Genomic DNA, 17616 nt, shown 5'->3' on the forward strand with positions numbered 1-17616 from the left:
CCACCTTTCGTCCTTGTGCCTACGTCGTCCTGACGGCCGCCGATGTGCGGGATCCAGCTTCCCATCGATGGCTCGGCATCAGCCGGGCCATCGAGGTCGCACGGGTCCGTCAACGCCCGGGCACCCTGGTCAGCCGGTCGGGAGGCGCACCTCGAACTGGCAGCCACGGTCGGTGTTGCGGACGTCGACCCGGCCGCCGTGGGCCTCGACGAGGCCACGCACGATCGCGAGGCCGAGACCTCCGCCGCCGCCGGAGCCGGCCGATCCCGGGGTCCGGGAGCGTTCGCCGCGGAAGGCGACGTCGAAGACCCGGCCCAGGTCGTCGTCGGGGATGCCGCCGCAGGTGTCGGAGACGGCGAGCCACACATCGTCGTGTTCGCGACCGGCGGCGATGTGCACCGTTCCGTCCTCGGGTGTGTACCGGACGGAGTTGATCAGCAGATTGCTGACGATACGGGCGAGTTCGCGCTCGCCGGCCCGGACGAGGGGCCAGCCGGTGTCGGCGGCGATCAGCTGGATCTTGCGGTTCGCGGCGAGCGGGGCGACACCGGCGATCGCGTCGGACACGATCTCACGCAGTGGCACGGTGGTGGGTGCCAGTCGCAGCGCGCCCGCGTTGATGCGGGACAGTTCGAACAGGTCGTCGACGAGTTGGGTCATCCGGTCGGTCTCGACCCGGATCCGCCGGTGGTAGTCGGTGACGGTGACGGGGTCGTTGATGATCCGGTCCTCGAGGGCCTCGGCCATTGCCCGCAGCCCGGCGAGCGGGGTCCGCAGGTCATGGGACACCCAGGCGACCAGTTCCCGCCGTCCGGCTTCCAGGCGCCGTTCCCGTTCCCGGGCCGCCCGCGCCCAGACCGCGGCGGCGGCCAGCCGGCTGCCGAAGATCGCGCCGAGAGCGAGGCTGATCACCGCCGACGCGCTCACCGTGACGAGGACGACGGTCAGGTCGTGCGCGGACAGGAACATGGCCCAGGCGACCGTGGCGACGCCGGCGACCACCGCGAGCACGGTGACCACCAGCAGCACCAGAATATGGATCAGGACCGAGCGGCCGCGCAGCAGCCGCAGCACGCCGGCACCGGTGAGGCCGACGACGCCTCCGGCGGTGAGGGCGTAGAGCCCGATCAACAGCATGTCGTTCACGGCTGGGCTCCCCCGGCGACGGGGTCGTACCGGTATCCGACGCCCCAGACGGTCCGGATGCGGCGTGGTTCGGCCGGGTCCTTCTCGACCTTCTCCCGCAGCCGGCGGATGTGCACGGTCACCGTCGACTGGTCGCCGAACTGCCACCCCCAGACCTTGTCCAGCAGCTCGGTGCGCGACCAGGGGCGTCCGGGATGGCGCATGAGAAAGACGAGCAGATCGAACTCCCGGCCCGTCAGGGACAGCGCCGCACCGTTCAGGCCGGCGAGGCGGCGCGTGACGTCCACGGTCAGTTCCGCGTCGACGAGCTTCGCCGGGACGGCGGGGTTGGGCGGGTGCCCGGCGGTGCGACGCAGCACCGAACGGATCCGCAGCACCAGCTCGCGCGGAGAGAACGGTTTGGTCACGTAGTCGTCGGCGCCGACCTCGAGCCCGAGGACCCGGTCGGCCTCCTCACCCAGTGCGGTGAGCATGATCACCGGCAGATCGGGCAGTTGCCGCCGCAACCGGCGGCACACCTCGAGGCCGTCGATGCCGGGCATCATGAGGTCGAGCACCACGAGATCGGGCCGCTGCGCCGCGATCGCCGCGAGGCCGTCGGCGCCGTCGGCGGCCAGCCGGACCTCACATCCGTCCTGCTCCAGGTAGCGTCGGACCACGTCGCTCACCGTCGGATCGTCGTCGACCACCAACACCCGATGTCCCATCCCGGCCACGCTACCGACCCGCGGTTCGCGGACCGCTCCCAGCAGGTCTTTCGGATTTCTTACGGTCTGCCGTCGGCCGGCGTCGCCGGGCCCGGCACAGGCAGGTCAGCAGGGTCACCCCGGAGACGATCAACAGGACAAAGACCAGATTTCGGCCGTACGGCAGTGGCAGCGCTGACGGGTTGTCCGCGGGGCGTCCGTCACCGACGACGAGCGGGAACGCGACGAACGTGATCGCGGCCGCGCTGATCGACGCGACGCGCACCGCCGGCCGGTGCTGTCGCGGGACGAGACGGGTGATCCCGGCGCCGGTGGCCAGGACCGCCGTCATCCAGAGGACGTCGTGGCCGACCAGCACCGCGACCGCGAACAGCAGCACACCGGCCGGATCCAGATCGGGATCGGTGAGACTGCCGGCGGTGGCATATCCCATGATCAGCACCCCGGCGGTGATCAGCGCGACCCGGGTTCTCATGGCGACTCCCGCACGGTGATCCGGCCGATCCACTTGGTCTGCGACACGCCGGGCCGGTTCGGGGCGATCAGCCGCGCCGGATAGCCGTGATCGAGATGCAGAGCCTCCCCGCCCAGCCGCAGCGCGATCAGCGTCAACGGATCCCGGACGTGCTCGGGCGGCACGGTCGAGCCGCGGTACCGGCCGGCCGGTTGCAGCGACTCGACCAAAACGGTCGCCTGGTCCGGATCGGTGCTCACGAGCGCCACCAGGTCACGCAGCCGGACCCCGCTCCACTGCCCGGTCGCGCTCCAGCCCTCGACACAGGCGATCGGCAGGTCCGCGGTGTGCTGGGGAAGGGCGCCGAGAGCCGCGAGGTCCAGACTGACACGCCGTCCGGGGCCGACGACCAGCAGCCGGTACGCCGGATCCGACGCCAGGGTGCGCACGCCCGCACCGTTGGCGGTCCTGTTCACCGGCACGCCTTGTGGTCCCACGCCGGGGCGGCGCGGGGCGAGGACCGCGAGACCGGACAGCGGCCGGACCGTCTGCCCCACCGTGGTCAGGGTGATCACACCGGCTGCGGCGGCCACGCCACCGAGCAGCCCTCGCCGGCTCAGTCCGTCAGGTCCCGGCCCGGGGGCGGGGCGGGCGAGCGCGGCCCCGGCGACCGGCAGCTGTACGCCGATGTGCACGAGGAGCCCGCCGACCCCCAGCCATGCCACCCAGTAGTGCCCCGCGGTGAAGAAGAACGGCATCGGCGCGTACCACCGGGAGATGTTCAGGACGCCGCTGATCGTCTGGAACAACGCGGCGGCGACCAGCACAGCGACTCCGGCGCGTTCGGCCGCGTGCGCAACCGACCGGATCGGCGGCCAGGTGAAAAGCCGCGGATGGACCGACCACAGTTTGACGCCGAGCAACGGCACGGAGGCGAGGCCGGTCGCCACATGCACGCCCTGCGTGAACCGGTACAGGTGCACCGGGCGCGACGGCCACCAGAACCAGGCCGGTGGGTGCTGGATCAGGTGGCTGAGCAGCCCGGTGAGGAAGCAGACGGCGAACGTCACGCCGAGCGCGAGACCGACCTGGCTGGTCAGCCGGGTCGACCGTGCCGTCGACCGGAACACCCCGGGGCGCAGCGGTCCGCGCCGCAACGTCGCGGGCGGTTCCGGCACCGGTGTCCACCACCGTCGGGCGAGCCGGCGCAGAAGCATGAAGCGGCCGGTCACCGGGTTGTCAGTGTGGCGAACCATCGGCCCGCCTCCGTCCAGGTCTCGAGGATGCGCATCGTCGTGGCCGCGGCCAGGGCCGCAAGGTCGTCGAGGGGCACGCACGCCCATCGCAGGGGCTTCCCGCCTCCGTCCGGGGTCTGCACCGTGGCCACGCCGGACCAGGCGGGAGTGCCGGGTGGCGCCACCTCCACATGCAGGTGGCCGGCGGCGGTCAGCAGCTGACCGCAGCGGTGCAGCAGCTGATGCGGGTTCCCGCCGATGCCGATGTTGCCGTCGGCCAGCAGCAGATGCCGCCACCTGCCGGTGCCGGGCACCGGGTCGAAGACGTCACGCTGCAGCGCGGCCGCGCCACGGCGACGGGTCAGCCGCACGGCGGTGGCGCTGATGTCGATACCCAGAGCCGGTCGGCCGAGACCGGCCAGCGCGCCGGTGAGACGGCCGGGGCCGCAGCCGACGTCGAGGGTGGGACCGGTGCAGCGGTCGAGCAGCGCCGCGTCGCCCGCGATCGCGTCCCGGCACCAGGCGGCCGGGTCGAACCGGAGCATGCCGCCGCTTGCGTGCCGGGCCGTGAACGCGGCCGGGACGCCCGCCGCGGCCCGGTCGATGGCGACGTCGAAGACCGCGACGGCGCTCACCGGCCGACCGTCGCGGGCGACGGCACATCGGCCGCGACAGCGTGGACGAAACGGCTGCCCGGCGGGCACAGCCCGGCCACGGTGCGCGCATCGGCCACGGTGTCCACGTCGCGCAGGCGGGACAGCAGGCTCACCCGCAGGCCGCGACGGCGCAGCGCGGCCAGCGTCCGGCCTCCGGTGGTCGCCGTGGAGGTCGCGACCGTGCGCAGGACCTCGGCGTGGCCGGGGTCGCGCAGGCCCAGCGCCCACCAGCCGCCGTCGGTGGCCGGGCCGAGCACCGCGTCCGGGCCGCCGGCGACGCCGAGCAGCCACAGGGCCTCGTCGAGGTGATCGACGGTGAGCTGCGGCGTGTCCATGCCGATCAGGACGGTGGCCGTGCCGGGTGCCCGGCTGTCCGCGAACGCGGCGGCGAGGCGGTCGCTGAGCGGACCGCCGCGCTGCGGGAGCGTCGTCCAGCCCGGCGGAGCGGGATGGTCGCCGTCGACGGCGAGGACACGGGCGCCGGCCGCGGCCGCGGCGACGGTGTCGAGGGTGTCGCCGAGGGCGGCGGCGGCTATCCGGGCGGCCTGCTCGGGGGTGCAGGGTGGGCAGAGCCGCGTCTTGACCCGCCCCGGTTTCGGCGCCTTGGCCAGCACCAGGACCTGGGACGCACTCATCGGGCGAGCACCGCGCTCATGTCCCGGACCGCGCGGGCGGTGCCCAGCAGCGTGCCGGTCACCTTCGAGCGGGTTCCGGCCGCTCGCGGGTGGTAGGTGACGTCCACCTCGACCACCCGCCAACCGGCCCGGCCGGCCGCGATGAGCAGCTCCAGCGGGTAGCCGAAGCGGCGGTCACGCAGCCCCAGCGACAGCAGGTCGGCACGGCGTACCGCCCGGATGGGCCCGATGTCGTGGAGGTCGAGGCCGGTCGTGCGGCGCAAGCGGTGGGCGAGGACGGTGTTGGCGACCCGGGCGTGCAACGGCCAGACCCCGCGAGCGACGGCACGACGCCGGCCGGTGCCCAGTTGTGCCTCGCCGGCGAGCACCGGACCGGCCAGCCGAGGCAGCTGCGCCGGGTCGAACGAACCGTCCGCGTCCATCACGCACACCACCCCGTCGGCCGGGTCGGCCGCCAGGACACCGGCGTGCACCGCCGCTCCGTACCCGGGCTCGGCCACGCTGATCACGTCGGCGCCGCAGGAGCGGGCCACCGCCGCGGAACCGTCGGTCGAGCCGTTGTCCACCACGAGCGGCCGGTAGCCGGCCGGCATCCGGGCCAGCAGGCCGGGCAGGGCCGCAGCCTCGTTCCGGCAGGGAAGAACCACATCGGTCATGCCGTCGAACGCTAGGACGTGACCCGGCCGGAAATGCTTACCCGCCGATGACGAGGTCTTACGAAACAATGACGTGGCCTGCTGGTTCTTACGATCCGCTGACGGCTCACCGCGACCGGAGGCCATCCGCGTGAACCGGTCCTACTGTCTGCGCCGTGACCCACGTACTCGTCACCGGCGGAGCCGGTTTCATCGGAACCCATGTCGTCACCGCCCTGCACGACGCCGGCCACCAGGTGACCGTCGCCGACGCCGGCCACCCCGGCGCACACCGGGCGCCGCTACCGGACACCGTGGCCGGTGCGCCGGTGCACCGGATCGACCTGCGCGACCGGGCGGCCGTCGCCGACGCCCTGGCCGGCATCGACGTGGTGGTTCACCAGGCCGCGATGGTGGGACTCGGCGTGGACCTGGACGACCTGCCCGAGTACGTCGGCTGCAACGATCTCGGCACGGCCGTGCTCCTGGCCGCCATGGCCCGAGCGGGGATCCACCGCCTCGTGCTGGCCAGCTCCATGGTCGTCTACGGCGAAGGCACCTACACCTGTGCGCGGCACGGCACGGTGCGCCCCGCGCCGCGCGCCGTCACGGACCTGGCCGCCGGCCGGTTCGAGCCGGTCTGCACGGCCTGCGGCGCCGCGCTGCGACCGGGACTGACCGGTGAGGACACGCCGCTGGACCCGCGCAGCGTGTATGCCGCCACCAAGGTCGCCCAGGAGCATCTCACCGCGGCGTGGGCCCGGCAGACCGGCGGCACCGTGCTGGCGCTGCGATACCACAACGTGTACGGGCCGGGCATGCCCCGCGACACGCCGTACAGCGGTGTCGCGGCGATCTTCCGATCCGCGCTGGAAGCCGGCCGGGCGCCGCGGGTGTTCGAGGACGGCGGTCAGCGCCGGGACTTCGTGCACGTCCGTGACGTGGCGGCGGCCAACCTCGCCGCGGTGACCGCGACCGGCACGCGAACCGGCTGGCGCGCCTACAACATCGCCTCCGGACGCCCGGCCACCATCGGTCAGCTGGCCGCCGGCCTCGCCCGGGCCGCCGACGGACCACCCCCGGTGATCACCGGCGAATATCGGCTCGGCGACGTACGCCATGTGGTCGCCGCGCCGGGGCGCGCCGCGGCCGAACTCGGATTCCTGGCCACGGTCGGCCTCGCCGACGGGATCGCGCAGTTCGCCGGCGCACCGTTACGCGGATGAGGCCACGGATCCTCAACCGGCCGGCGCGGGCCGACCTGATCGCCGCCGTGGCCGCGCTGGGCCTGTTCGCCGTGGCCGCGTCCGTCGGAGGCGTGCTCTATCTGCTCGGGCGTCCGGTGCACGCGAGCGCGGCACCACTGTTCGCGGACTGGCGGCCGCACGTCGGCCCCGGCACCCTGCCGGCGCCGGCGCTGGCCGCACTGGTCTGGTGGCACGGGCCGGCGCTGGCCGCCCGGCTCCCCTGGCGACGCCTGCTCGCCCTCTCCTACGTCACCGCGGTGGCCTGGACGACGTCCCTCGCCCTGATCGACGGCTGGCAGCGCGGCATCGCCGGCCGGTTGACCACCCGGTTCGAGTATCTGCACGAGGTCGCCGGCGTCACCGACCTCCCCGCCATGCTGCGCGGTTTCACCGCCCGGATCCTCGACTTCCAGCCGGACTCCTGGACCACCCACGTGTCCGGTCATCCGCCGGGGGCGCTGCTGGTGTTCGTCTGGTTGGACCGGGCCGGGCTCAGCGGCGGCGCTTGGGCCGGGGTTCTGTGCATCGCGGTGGCGGCACTCACCGCGGTCGCGGTGCCGCAGACCGTGCGCCTGCTCGGCACGGACGAACAGGCGCGTACCGTGCTGCCGTTCGCGGTGTTGTTCCCCGGGGCGATCTGGTCGGGGGTGTCGGCCGACGGTCTCTTCGCCGGCGTGACCGCCGCGGGGATCCTGCTGCTGGCGTTCGGCGTCACCCGCGGGACGGTGGCCGCGGCGCTCGCCGGTGGCGCGCTGCTCGCCTTCGGCTGCTACCTCTCCTATGGACTCGTGCTGATGGCCCCGATCGCCGTGGCGGTCCTCGTCCTGGCCGGCCCGCACCGGCGTACCGGCTGGTGGGCCTGCGTGGGTGCGGTGCCGGTCGTCGCCGCGTTCACGGCCGCCGGGTTCGACTGGACGACCGGCTATCACCTCGTCGTCGAGCGCTACTACCAGGGTCTGGCCAGCCATCGGCCGTACGCCTATTGGGTGTGGGCTGATCTTGCGATCCTGACCGTCGCGGCCGGTCCGGCGGCGGCCGTGGTGCTGCGCCGCGCGGCTCTCGCCGGATGGCGGGCGATCGCGGCCTGGCGGACCCGGGCCGCGGACGTCCTGCCCCGGGTCACGTGGCTGCTGCCCCTGGCCGCCGCGGCGGCGATCGCCGCCGCCGATCTCTCCGGCTACAGCAAGGCCGAGGTCGAACGCATCTGGCTGCCGTTCATGGTGTGGTTCATGGCCGGCGCGGTCCTGATCCCACCGTCCAGCCGCCGCACGTGGCTCGCCGTGCAGGCCGCGGTGGCCCTGGCCGTCAACCACCTGCTCCTGACCACCTGGTAGGCGCGCCCGGCCGCCGGCGAGTTCTTAACAAATCATGACGTACACGCTTAATGGTGACCTTTCGGCAGAGGCAGGCCCGTATCCGGTGGCGTCGGCACACCACGGCCGACCTCATCAAGGGTTGAGGAGATCCACTATGAAACGCAGCAAGTACCGGCCCTCGCCGCTGGAGTCCAGGCCGGCCAGGATCGCCATGGCGGCGGCGGTGCTGGTCGCCGCCGGGGCGCTCGTCGTCACCTTCGTCTCCAGCGGCGGCAAAGGCACCGCGGACGCCGCCACCAGCCCGGACCAGTTCGTGCCGATCCAGAAGGTACGGCCGGGCGTGCGGCCCCCGAAGCCGTCCGCCGCCGGGTCGACGGGCCGGTTCACGGTGGACTGCGGCACCAACGGCATCGGCAAGTTCAGTCCGGACAACCCGGTGGCTCAGCCCGGCATCAAGAACGGCGCCGAGCATGTGCACGACTTCGTCGGCAATCGGGCGATCACCGCGAACTCGTCGAATGCCGACCTCGACGCTTCCGGCACCACGTGCCGTAACGGCGACAAGTCGTCGTACTTCTGGCCGGTCGTACGCATCGACAAAACCGTCCGCGGCAACAACCGGATTCAGCAAGCCCTCGCCCAGACCCAGCCGATGATCGCCTGCCCCTCGGTCCGGGACCGGCTGCCCGCGGTACCGGTCAGCGCCCGAAACACCGTCGACCGTCTCCTCAACGACCTGGATCGCCTCGAAGCCGACGCCGACAAGCGGATGGCGGCCAGCTACGGCCGCATCGACCCCACCCTCAACAATCAGATCCTCGGAACGCTGCGGGTCCGCCGAGCCACCTTGATCAAAGACATCAGCGCCACGATCGCCGACGCCGGCGACAACCGGCCGGGCCTGGTCTCACTGGTCGACTGCGACGTCAGCTACGACGGCATGCACGCCTCGATGCACAGCGCCGCCCACACCGCGAGCATCACAGCCGGCCAGGTCGCCAACCCGCAAGTCCAATGCCCCACCGTCCGCGACAAGCTACCCGGCGTACCCGACCGTGCCCTCAGCGAGGTGAACCGCAACCTCGACGAGCTCGACCGGCAGATCTCCGAGGCCGACGAACGCCTCGTCACCACCCGCGGACAGGGCGGCCCGGCCTTCATCGACAATGCCATCCTCGGACCGCTGCGGGCCAAGCGCGTCGCCGTGCTCGACCGGATCGCCACCGCGATCGGCCGGCAAGCCGCTCGCCCCCGAGACCTCGAGGGCCTCGCGGCCTGCACCGTGAACCAGGCCCCCGGCGACCGGGCCGCCGGCACACCGCCCACCTCGAGCAGCACCCCCGCCGGCCCTGCCGTCCTGCCCGAGCCGCAGGGCCCCAACCTTGAACTGCCCGGCAACACCGGCGGGATCGTCCGCCCGGCGAAGGTGCTGATCGAGTACCGCGGAAATGCCACCAGCAAGGTCGTACCGATGCCGAAGTTCCTGCGGGCCCTCACCGGTGACGCCAAGCCCACCAGCCGCGGCCCGGCCAACGCCCGCGCCGCCTGGACCTGCTCAGGGTTCGCCGACCGGCTCTCCGACCGCTACCCCATCTGCCCCGCCGGCAGTCGGGTGCAGCGCGTTCACGACTTCCCCGGCTGCTGGGACGGCAGGAACATCGACAGCGACAACCACCGTAAGCACGTCGCCTTCGCCGACAAGGTCACCGGCGCCTGCCCGCAAGGCTTCCGGGCGATCCCGCAGCTGCGGATCACCATCTCCTACGACCTCCCCCGCGACGTGCAGCTCAAGGGTCAGTACGCCCTCGACTCCTTCCCGGAGGAGAACCACAACCCCTTCTCCGACCATGACGACTTCATCAACGTCAACTCTGTACGGACCATGCAGCGCATCGCTGCCTGCATCAACAGAGGCAAGAACTGCTCATGAGGCGTACGGCCGGGCATCTCGTCATGCCCTCTCCCCCGCGGCGGACACCGCACCGCTCCTGTCACCTGAGGGGATAAAGCGGCTGTGGTGCGGGATTCGCGTGCGTTTCCCGCACCACAGTCACGAGGGCTACTATGCAGCCGTCGTTCTCGTCGCGGCACCGCGCCTCTACCTGAAGTACCAGGGAAGGGAACGTTGATTCACGACCGGCGTCGTCTGCTCCCGGCCGTGCTCGGTGTCACCGCGGTCGTGGCCGCCGGGTGCACCGGCAGGTATGAGGACAACGATCCGCCTGCGCCGCCTTCGAGTCCCGGCGCCTCGTTGCTGCACGACGACATCGCGCAGGGAATCGTCGCGCAGGATCGCGGGTTCGCGACGTTCCCGGTGTCCGGCAAGGCCGGCAGGCGCATCGTCGGCGCGGCGGCCGTCTTGCGGAACACCACGGGTCAGCCGCTGTTCCTGCTTCCCGCCGACATCAAACCGCAGAACGTGACCATGTACGTCTGGCGTTGATCTCCGGGCAACCAGGCCGGATCAACAGGCCACCGACGACCTGTCCGCCCGAAGGAGCACGCCATGACCGGTGACACCCTCCTCGCCTCCTACGCGTCCGGCACCTCCGAGATGCCCTTGCTGGGCGAGACGATCGGCGACAACCTCGACCGCACCGCGGCGGCGTACCCCGATCGTGAGGCGCTGGTCGACGTCCCGTCCGGACGCCGATGGACTTACGCGCGGCTGCGCGCCGACTCCGACACCCTGGCACTGGGCCTGCTCGGTCTCGGCCTGACCAAAGGCGACCGGGTCGGCATCTGGGCGCCGAACCTGCCCGAGTGGACCCTGCTGCAGTACGCCACCGCCAAGATCGGCGCCATCCTGGTCAACATCAACCCGGCGTACCGCACGCACGAGCTGAAGTTCGTCCTCAACCAGGCCGGCATCACCGTCCTGGTCTCGGCGAGCTCGTTCAAGACGTCGAACTACGAGCAGATGATCGACGAGGTCCGCGGAGACTGCCCGCGGCTGCGGTCGGTGGTGGTGATCGGCTCCGCGCGGTGGGAGCGGCTGAGCACCCGCGACGGCGATCGGGCCCTGGTCGCGCGGGCCCAGGCCGCCCTGTCGCCGGACGATCCGATCAACATCCAGTACACCTCGGGGACCACCGGCTTCCCGAAGGGCGCGACGCTGTCGCATCACAGCATCCTCAACAACGGCTACTTCGTCGGCCGGCTGTGCGGCTACACGGTCGAGGACAGGGTCTGCATACCGGTGCCCTTCTACCACTGCTTCGGCATGGTCATGGGCAACCTCGCCTGCACCGCCACCGGGTGCACGATGGTCATCCCGGCGCAGGGCTTCGACGCGGAGGCGACCCTGCGGGCCGTCGCTCAGGAGCGGTGCACCTCGCTCTACGGCGTGCCGACGATGTTCATCGCCGAACTGCACCACCCCGAGTTCGACTCCTATGACCTGAGCAGCCTGCGCACCGGGATCATGGCCGGGGCGCCCTGCCCGGTGGAGGTCCTGAAGCAGGTCATCGACCGGATGGGCATGACCGAGGTGACGATCTGCTACGGCATGACCGAGACCTCGCCGGTGTCGACGCAGACCCGGGTCGACGACTCCCTGCGACGGCGGGTGTCGACCGTCGGCCGCGTCCACCCGCACCTCGAAGTCAAGATCATCGACCCGGACACCGGGCTGACCGTGCCCCGCGGCGAGCCCGGCGAGCTCTGCACCCGTGGCTACTCGGTGATGCTCGGGTACTGGGGCGAGCCGGACCGGACCGCCGAGGCCATCGACTCGGCCCGCTGGATGCACACCGGCGACCTGGCGGTCATGGACGACGACGGGTACGTCAACATCACCGGCCGGATCAAGGACATGGTCATCCGTGGCGGCGAGAACATCTATCCCCGCGAGATCGAGGAGTTCCTCCACACCCACCCGGACATCGTCGACGCCCAGGTCATCGGCGTACCCGACATCACCTACGGCGAGGAGCTGTGTGTATGGGTGATGCTGCGCGACGGTGCCGAGGAACTCACCGCCGCGAAGGTGCGCGAGTTCGCCGCCGGCAGGCTCGCCCACTACAAGATCCCACGCTACGTGGTCGTCGTGGACGCCTTCCCGATGACCGTCACGGGCAAGGTCCGTAAGGTCGAGATGCGCGAGAAGTCCATCGAGTTGCTGGACCTGGACGAAGCAGCGGCGGTGAAGAGCGCCTGATCACGAAACCCGCTGAGCCTGCTGTCCGGCCCGCGCCGGCTCGCCCTTGGGAGGCGGGTTGGCCTGCCACGATCGGGGTATGCGGGCGTGGTGCCCAGACTTCTGGCGGCCGCGACGGCGGCCGCTCTGCTGACCTGTTCGGCTGCCGCACCCGCGGCGCCCGATTTCACGCCGCGTGTGCTCGCTTCGGGTCTGCGCAACCCGTGGGAGATCCTGACCGGGCCGGACGGATGGCTCTGGGTGACCGAGCGCAGCGGGCATCGGGTCCTACGCATCGACCCGGAGAACGGCACAACGCGGGTGGCGGCCACCGTCACCGAGGCGATCGGCGGCAAACGCGGCCAGGACGGGCTGCTCGGCATGGCCTTGCGCCTTCCGGACGTCTACCTCGCCTACAGCTACGACGCCGACCCGTCACCAGCCGTGGCCGAGAGATTCAAAATCGCCGATTTCCGGTACGTCGCCGCGACCGGCACACTGCGTCACCACGCCGATCTGCTGACCGGGCTGCCGGCCAGTCCCGACCACGACTCCGGGCGGCTCGTGCTCGGCCCCGACGACAAGCTGTACTACACGATCGGCGACCAGGGGAACAATCAGTTCGGCCGGTTCTGCCTGCGCAACCGGGCCCGCGACCTGCCGGCCGACGCCCGGGACCGCTCCGCCTACCAGGGCAAGGTGCTCCGGCTCGAACGCGACGGCACGATCCCGGCGGACAATCCGGTACTCAACGGCGTACGCACGCACATCTGGTCCTACGGGCACCGCAACGCGCAAGGTCTGGTCTTCGGGCGGGGTCGTCTGTACTCCAGTGAGCAGGGCCCGAAGACCGACGACGAGATCAACGAGATCCGGCCGGGCGGGGACTACGGCTGGCCGCGGGTCGCCGGACGCCGCGACGACCTGGCCTACCGGTACGCCGACTGGTCCGCCTCCGCGCCGGCCCCCTGCTCGTCGCTGACCTACAGCGACTACACGATCCCGTCCTCGGTGCCCACCTACACCGAGAAGAGCTTCACCAGCACCGCGTACACGGAGCCCCTGCGGACGATCGGCACCGTGCCGGACGGTTACCACTTCCAAGATCCACGGTGTGCCGGACATCCGCACATGTGCTGGCCCACGGTGGCGCCGTCGAGCCTGGACTTCTACGACGCGCCCGGCATCCCGGGCTGGCGCGGATCGCTGTTGATGCCGGCGCTGAAGGACGGGACCGTCTACCGGATCCCGACCGGCCGCAACGGCGATCCGATCGCCCAGTTGCACACCGTCGACCGCTACCGGGACGTCGCGATCAGCCCGGACGGCCGCACCATCTTCGTGGCCACCGATCCGTCCGGCACCGCCCTCGGCCGCGACGGGCGGCCCACGACAAGCCTCGAGCACCCGGGCGCGATCCTCGCCTTCCACCACACCGCGGCTCGTTGACCACGAGCAGGTCGTCCGGGGCGGAGGCGCCGGGCTGTTCTAGAGTGTTGATCTAGGGCTTGGGCGGAGGGGATGCTCGATGGAGGTTGCGATCGCGCGCCGCAGCGTCGCGCATCGACGCGCGGACGACTACGCTCTCACCCCCCTGCGGGATTCCCGGCCGGCGACCGGCCGGGCCGCCTCCGTGGTCGAGTGCGAGCATTGCGGACAGGCGGTGCGGTGCCGGGTCTACAGCGTGGCGGACACGATTCGGTTCCGTGCCCGCTGGCGGCTGGTGTCACGCCTCTGCATCGTCGCGGCCGCCGCCGTGCTCCTCGCGGACGCGATCTCGATCGCCGGCCACCTGCCGGACAAGCCCGCCTCTCACCTGGCGGCGACCCTGTTCGGCCTCTCCTCCGTCGCGACAGCCGGCTGCGTCCTGTTGTCCATCCGGGCAAACCGCCTCTCGCGGGACGAGGACGGCGTACGCCTGGCCAGCTGGTCCGACCCGCACCGGCTGCGCTGGAGCTCGGTCCTGCCGTCCGACTGAGCCGTCGTCGACGACCGCTTCAGGTCGCCGCGCTCAGCGGCTCGAGGAGTTGCGGGCGCAGGCGGCGCACCTGATCGGCCAACTCCGGATCGGCTGCCGCGCAGGCCCGCAGATCGTCGTCGGCGGCACGGGTGTCGCCCAGGGCGAGCAGCGAACGCGCGCGTTCCCACCGGATCTGCGGGTCGTCGCTGCTCCCGCCGGCGGCGGTGAGGTCGTCGACGGCCTCGGCATGGCGGCCGGCCTCGGCGAGCAGAACGGCCCGGTTGAAACGCATCTCCGGGTCGTCGAGCAAGGACAGCGCCCGGTCGAGGTCGGCGAGCGCCGCGGGCACGTCGCCGAGTTCGTAGCGGGCGGTGGCGCGGGCCGCCCAGCCGGCGGCAAGTTCCGGTGCGGCGGCGAGCGCGGCCGACAGCGTGCGCTCGGCGGCCGCCGGATCGCCGTCGGACAGTTCGAGTTGCCCGCGTACGCAGAGCAGGTGGACATTCCCCGGCGCGATCCGCAGCCCGGCCGCCGTGTCCTCGGCCGCGCCGGTGAGGTCTCCGGCCGCCAGCCGCAGGCCGGCGCGATTGAGGTAGGCGTCCACGTAGTCCGGGTCCAGCTCGAGCACGTAGCTGAAGTCGGCGGCGGCACCGTCGGCGTCGCCCAGTTCCAGGCGGGTGTCACCGCGGTTGTAGTACACCTCGGGGAACGGCGGGGACAGCGTCAGCGCGGTCTCGTAGTCGGCGAGCGCTTCGTACGGCCGGCCCATGCGGCGCAACAGGTTGCCCCGGTCGAAACGGTATTCGGCGTAGTTGGGGTCGGCCTCGATGACGGCGTTCAGGTCGGCCAGCGCCGCCTCGTAGCGGCCGGCGCCCAGGTGCAGCATCGACCGGTTGTGCCGCAGCACCGAACGGTGCAGAGCGTGCTGGCCGTCGTCGAGTTCCCGGTCCAGCCGGTCGATGCCGTCCTCCACCAGCCGCAGGGCCTCGTCCGGTGCTCCGTCGTGCGTGGCGACCAGGGCGAGCCCGTTGCGCTGGAACGCCGACTGGAACGCCCGTTCCCTCGGATCCGCGATGGCCTCGGTGAGCGCGATGGCGATGTTCGACCAGGCCCGGGCCAGACGCTGATTGTGCCGGTCGGCGCCGAGGTGGCGGGTGTAGAGCATCGCCGTGGCGTAGGCCGCCTGCCGCTGCTGGGTGGGGTCGGTGGTCCGGGCACGTGCCTCGTCGTACAGCTCGATGGCTTCCTCTCCCCGGCCGAGCGCGGACAGCGAGGTCGTCATCTTGGTGGTGAACGCCCACCACGGAATCGGCTGTGCCGCCGGGTCGAGCAGGGCGAGGCCGCGCCGGCCGAGCTCGACGGTGGCGTGGTAGAAGCCGTTGTCCAGGCAGATGAACAGGGCCTCGCACAGGCTGGCCACGCCGGCCGCCGCGGGTTCGGAGCCATGTTCGCGGTGGTACGGGATGGCGCCGAGGCGCAGCGACGCCTCCGCGACCTGGACCAGTTCGTCACCGCGAGCGTCGTGCAGGGCGGCCCGCCGCGCCGGGTCGAGGCGCTGATAGGCCGCCAGCATCCCCGCATCGTCGGTGACGCCGTCGCTCCAGACGTACTGCCGGGCCAGTTCCTCGTCGTCGCCGGCCCGCGGTTGCGGGACGGCGGCGGGCGTGGTGCGTACCGCGGCGTACCGGGTGAGGGCCTCGCCGAGGGGGAACGGCACCGGGCCGGGCGGGTCGGCGGGCGGGACCGCGGCGGTCGCCAGGTGCAGACAGAGCACGGCCGGGTCGGCGCGCCGCAACAGCACCGCGAACAGTTCACGGTCGGTCGGGTCGGCGTGGTGCAGGTTGTCGACCAGCAGACATCGCGGGCCGCCACCGAGCTGCCGCAGGTAGCCGTGCAGGAACTCGGTGAGCCCGTTGGCGAGCCGGGCGGTCCGCAGCCGGGAGTAGAACCGGGTGCGCTCGGCCGGAACGGCCAGTGAGGTCAGCGTCTCGCGGGTGGCCGGGACGACCGAGCGCAGTTCCGGGGCGACCGACAGGATCTCGATGGCGTGCCGGTGCACCAGATCCGGCCAGCGAGTCAGCGCTTCGGGAACGATCAGGCGCAGCAGGGTGCCGGCAGCCGTGTACGGGCCGCGAAGCCGCCGGTGGGCGTCGAGGACGGCCAGCACCGGTGCGCACGGCTCGGCCACCAGAACGGCGCGCCGTTCGTCCGGCCGGTCGGCGCGGATCCAGTGGTGGTTCGCGAGTTCAGCCATGTCGTCGTCCTTTCAGGCCGGCACGGGACGGCGGCGGGAGCGTCGTGCGCGTACCGCGAGCGTGGCCACGAGGGCCAGTTGGAGGAGGTTGAGACCGAGGAAGGCGGCGGCGTCGGCGACGCCGCGGACGCCGGCGGATCCGTTCAGGTGGCCGAGCACCCCGGAGACGAAGTGGTAGGCGGCCGGGAGCACCGCCACCACGAGCATCAGCGCGCTGAGGCCGTAGCCGGCGACCATGAACGCGGCATACCACCGGCCGGCGCGGACATCGCGCGGATGCCACGCCGAGCCGTCGACCAGCCGGTCCGGGCGCCGGCGCAACCGCCAGAACCGGTTGCGCAGCATGGCCTTCGCCGTGCCGTGCAGGTCGACGCAGCCCAGCACCAGGCTGACCACGTAGTAGAGGTCGGTCCGCAGGAAGAAGTAGAACTGCCAGACGACGCGCAGCAGCGTGGTGAAGGCCAGCGCCAGGGCCAGCCGGCCGAGCAGCGGCTGGCTTCCCCCGGGGCCGCGCAGCGCCGCCGCGATCAGCGTCAGCAGGGAGGCGACCACCAGGTCGGTGCCGACGCCGGCGACCATCGGCAGCACCCGCTTGCGGGCCGGGACCGCGACGAGGCCGTCCATCTCCGTCTGCAGGACGAAGTAGTAGAAGCGGAAACCCACCGACACCCGGGTCCGCAGGCCGAGCCGCCGACCGGCGAGCACGTGTGCGCTCTCGTGCAGGAGCATCAGCGGGAACTGGCCGAGGAACAGCCCGATCTCCACCACCGCGAAGTACGGCGTGAAGAACAGGTGACCGTATCCGGGGGCCAGGTCGTGATGCCGGGCCGCCATAACCACGGCGGCCAGCACGATCAGGCCGTATCCGAGCAGGGCGGGCGGCGCGAGGAGCAGCCGGCCCAGCCGCTGGAAGCGCACCGGGGCCGGGGCGGGGACGGGCTGCGGTCCCACCTCGGCGAGGTTCAGCTCGGCGAGGTCGGCCAGGAACTCCTCGATGTCGACGTCGGCGCCGAAGGCTTCGGCGTACCACCGGGCCGCCGCGCGCGGTGTCATCCCGTCGGCCAGCCGGCGGACGAGCTCGGCGCCGTCGGCCGGCAGGACCGCGTAGGAGTCGGTGTCGGGCCGGCCGACCGTGACCTCGTCGCCCTCGTCCAGGTACACCAGCGGCGGCATGGTCACCGCCCGGTCCAGGTCAATCATCGAAGCCTCGTTCTTCGCCGGAGAGGCGATGCCCGG

The 17616-nt window shown here is 72.0% G+C and carries 16 protein-coding genes; 7 read left to right on the top strand and 9 right to left on the bottom strand.

Going from position 1 to position 17616, the window contains the following annotated elements:
* Positions 1-129 precede the first annotated feature (129 nt).
* The 7 genes from CHC09_RS37730 to CHC09_RS37760 are packed head-to-tail and all read right to left on the bottom strand — an operon-like array spanning position 130 to position 5489.
* Positions 130-1146 carry a sensor histidine kinase gene (locus CHC09_RS37730; RefSeq protein ID WP_373872006.1) on the bottom strand — a complete coding sequence of 339 codons (1017 nt, stop codon included), beginning with the start codon at positions 1144-1146 and terminating at the stop codon, positions 130-132.
* The gene (locus CHC09_RS37735) at positions 1143-1853 is read right to left on the bottom strand and encodes a response regulator transcription factor (RefSeq protein WP_089298134.1); all 711 of its coding nucleotides are present in this window, start codon (positions 1851-1853) and stop codon (positions 1143-1145) included. Before CHC09_RS37735 ends, CHC09_RS37730 begins: the two co-directional genes overlap by 4 nt.
* A gap of 10 nt (positions 1854-1863) precedes the next feature.
* Complete coding sequence (locus CHC09_RS37740; protein ID WP_089298070.1) at positions 1864-2328, bottom strand: hypothetical protein; 465 nt, start codon at positions 2326-2328, stop codon at positions 1864-1866.
* A complete protein-coding gene (locus CHC09_RS37745) occupies positions 2325-3563 on the bottom strand; it encodes a molybdopterin-dependent oxidoreductase (protein ID WP_203833369.1) in 1239 nt (412 codons plus the stop codon). The genes CHC09_RS37740 and CHC09_RS37745 overlap by 4 nt, the downstream gene beginning before the upstream one ends.
* Complete coding sequence (locus CHC09_RS37750; RefSeq protein ID WP_239138796.1) at positions 3536-4177, bottom strand: class I SAM-dependent methyltransferase; 642 nt, start codon at positions 4175-4177, stop codon at positions 3536-3538. The genes CHC09_RS37745 and CHC09_RS37750 overlap by 28 nt, the downstream gene beginning before the upstream one ends.
* Complete coding sequence (locus CHC09_RS37755; protein ID WP_089298072.1) at positions 4174-4833, bottom strand: TIGR04282 family arsenosugar biosynthesis glycosyltransferase; 660 nt, start codon at positions 4831-4833, stop codon at positions 4174-4176. Before CHC09_RS37755 ends, CHC09_RS37750 begins: the two co-directional genes overlap by 4 nt.
* The gene (locus CHC09_RS37760; RefSeq protein ID WP_089298073.1) at positions 4830-5489 is read right to left on the bottom strand and encodes a glycosyltransferase family 2 protein; all 660 of its coding nucleotides are present in this window, start codon (positions 5487-5489) and stop codon (positions 4830-4832) included. The genes CHC09_RS37755 and CHC09_RS37760 overlap by 4 nt, the downstream gene beginning before the upstream one ends.
* A 155-nt stretch (positions 5490-5644) precedes the next feature.
* On the opposite strand from CHC09_RS37760, the gene CHC09_RS37765 reads away from it, so the two are divergent.
* The 7 genes from CHC09_RS37765 (at position 5645) to CHC09_RS37795 (ending at position 14147) form a co-directional block, all read left to right on the top strand.
* Complete coding sequence (locus tag CHC09_RS37765; RefSeq protein WP_089298074.1) at positions 5645-6694, top strand: NAD-dependent epimerase/dehydratase family protein; 1050 nt, start codon at positions 5645-5647, stop codon at positions 6692-6694.
* Positions 6691-8049 carry a hypothetical protein gene (locus CHC09_RS37770; RefSeq protein WP_089298075.1) on the top strand — a complete coding sequence of 453 codons (1359 nt, stop codon included), beginning with the start codon at positions 6691-6693 and terminating at the stop codon, positions 8047-8049. Before CHC09_RS37765 ends, CHC09_RS37770 begins: the two co-directional genes overlap by 4 nt.
* Before the next feature lie 136 nt (positions 8050-8185).
* Positions 8186-9961, top strand: coding sequence for a DUF1996 domain-containing protein (locus tag CHC09_RS37775; RefSeq protein ID WP_089298076.1), 1776 nt, complete (start codon positions 8186-8188; stop codon positions 9959-9961).
* A 195-nt stretch (positions 9962-10156) separates the two neighbouring features.
* On the top strand, positions 10157-10474 hold the full coding sequence (locus tag CHC09_RS37780) for a hypothetical protein (RefSeq protein ID WP_143232803.1): 318 nt from the start codon (positions 10157-10159) through the stop codon (positions 10472-10474).
* 63 nt (positions 10475-10537) lie between these two features.
* Positions 10538-12190 carry an AMP-binding protein gene (locus CHC09_RS37785; RefSeq protein ID WP_089298078.1) on the top strand — a complete coding sequence of 551 codons (1653 nt, stop codon included), beginning with the start codon at positions 10538-10540 and terminating at the stop codon, positions 12188-12190.
* A 90-nt stretch (positions 12191-12280) separates the two neighbouring features.
* A complete protein-coding gene (locus tag CHC09_RS37790) occupies positions 12281-13618 on the top strand; it encodes a glucose/sorbosone family PQQ-dependent dehydrogenase (protein WP_089298136.1) in 1338 nt (445 codons plus the stop codon).
* A gap of 79 nt (positions 13619-13697) precedes the next feature.
* Positions 13698-14147 (top strand): hypothetical protein, encoded by a 450-nt coding sequence (locus tag CHC09_RS37795; protein WP_089298079.1) that lies wholly within the window; start codon positions 13698-13700, stop codon positions 14145-14147.
* 19 nt (positions 14148-14166) lie between these two features.
* Here the strand turns inward: CHC09_RS37795 and CHC09_RS37800 are convergent, their stop codons facing one another.
* Positions 14167-16380 carry a tetratricopeptide repeat protein gene (locus CHC09_RS37800; protein WP_089298080.1) on the bottom strand — a complete coding sequence of 738 codons (2214 nt, stop codon included), beginning with the start codon at positions 16378-16380 and terminating at the stop codon, positions 14167-14169.
* A 12-nt stretch (positions 16381-16392) separates the two neighbouring features.
* Entirely contained in the window at positions 16393-17580 is a 1188-nt protein-coding gene (locus CHC09_RS37805; protein WP_089298081.1) for a hypothetical protein, read from the bottom strand.
* Positions 17581-17616: the final 36 nt, after the last annotated feature.

It is taken from the genome of Actinoplanes regularis, assembly GCF_900188005.1.
Taxonomy (GTDB): Bacteria; Actinomycetota; Actinomycetes; order Mycobacteriales; family Micromonosporaceae; genus Actinoplanes; species Actinoplanes regularis.

Bases quoted from the DNA above. Each gene is read 5' to 3' on its own strand.
- CHC09_RS37795 (WP_089298079.1), top strand. From the start codon at position 13,698: ATGGAGGTTGCGATCGCGCGCCGCAGCGTCGCGCATCGACGCGCGGAC.
- CHC09_RS37760 (WP_089298073.1), bottom strand. From the start codon at position 5,489: ATGACCGATGTGGTTCTTCCCTGCCGGAACGAGGCTGCGGCCCTGCCC.
- CHC09_RS37745 (WP_203833369.1), bottom strand. From the start codon at position 3,563: ATGGTTCGCCACACTGACAACCCGGTGACCGGCCGCTTCATGCTTCTG.
- CHC09_RS37785 (WP_089298078.1), top strand. From the start codon at position 10,538: ATGACCGGTGACACCCTCCTCGCCTCCTACGCGTCCGGCACCTCCGAG.
- CHC09_RS37740 (WP_089298070.1), bottom strand. From the start codon at position 2,328: ATGAGAACCCGGGTCGCGCTGATCACCGCCGGGGTGCTGATCATGGGA.
- CHC09_RS37805 (WP_089298081.1), bottom strand. From the start codon at position 17,580: ATGATTGACCTGGACCGGGCGGTGACCATGCCGCCGCTGGTGTACCTG.
- CHC09_RS37800 (WP_089298080.1), bottom strand. From the start codon at position 16,380: ATGGCTGAACTCGCGAACCACCACTGGATCCGCGCCGACCGGCCGGAC.
- CHC09_RS37770 (WP_089298075.1), top strand. From the start codon at position 6,691: ATGAGGCCACGGATCCTCAACCGGCCGGCGCGGGCCGACCTGATCGCC.
- CHC09_RS37755 (WP_089298072.1), bottom strand. From the start codon at position 4,833: ATGAGTGCGTCCCAGGTCCTGGTGCTGGCCAAGGCGCCGAAACCGGGG.
- CHC09_RS37735 (WP_089298134.1), bottom strand. From the start codon at position 1,853: ATGGGACATCGGGTGTTGGTGGTCGACGACGATCCGACGGTGAGCGAC.
- CHC09_RS37775 (WP_089298076.1), top strand. From the start codon at position 8,186: ATGAAACGCAGCAAGTACCGGCCCTCGCCGCTGGAGTCCAGGCCGGCC.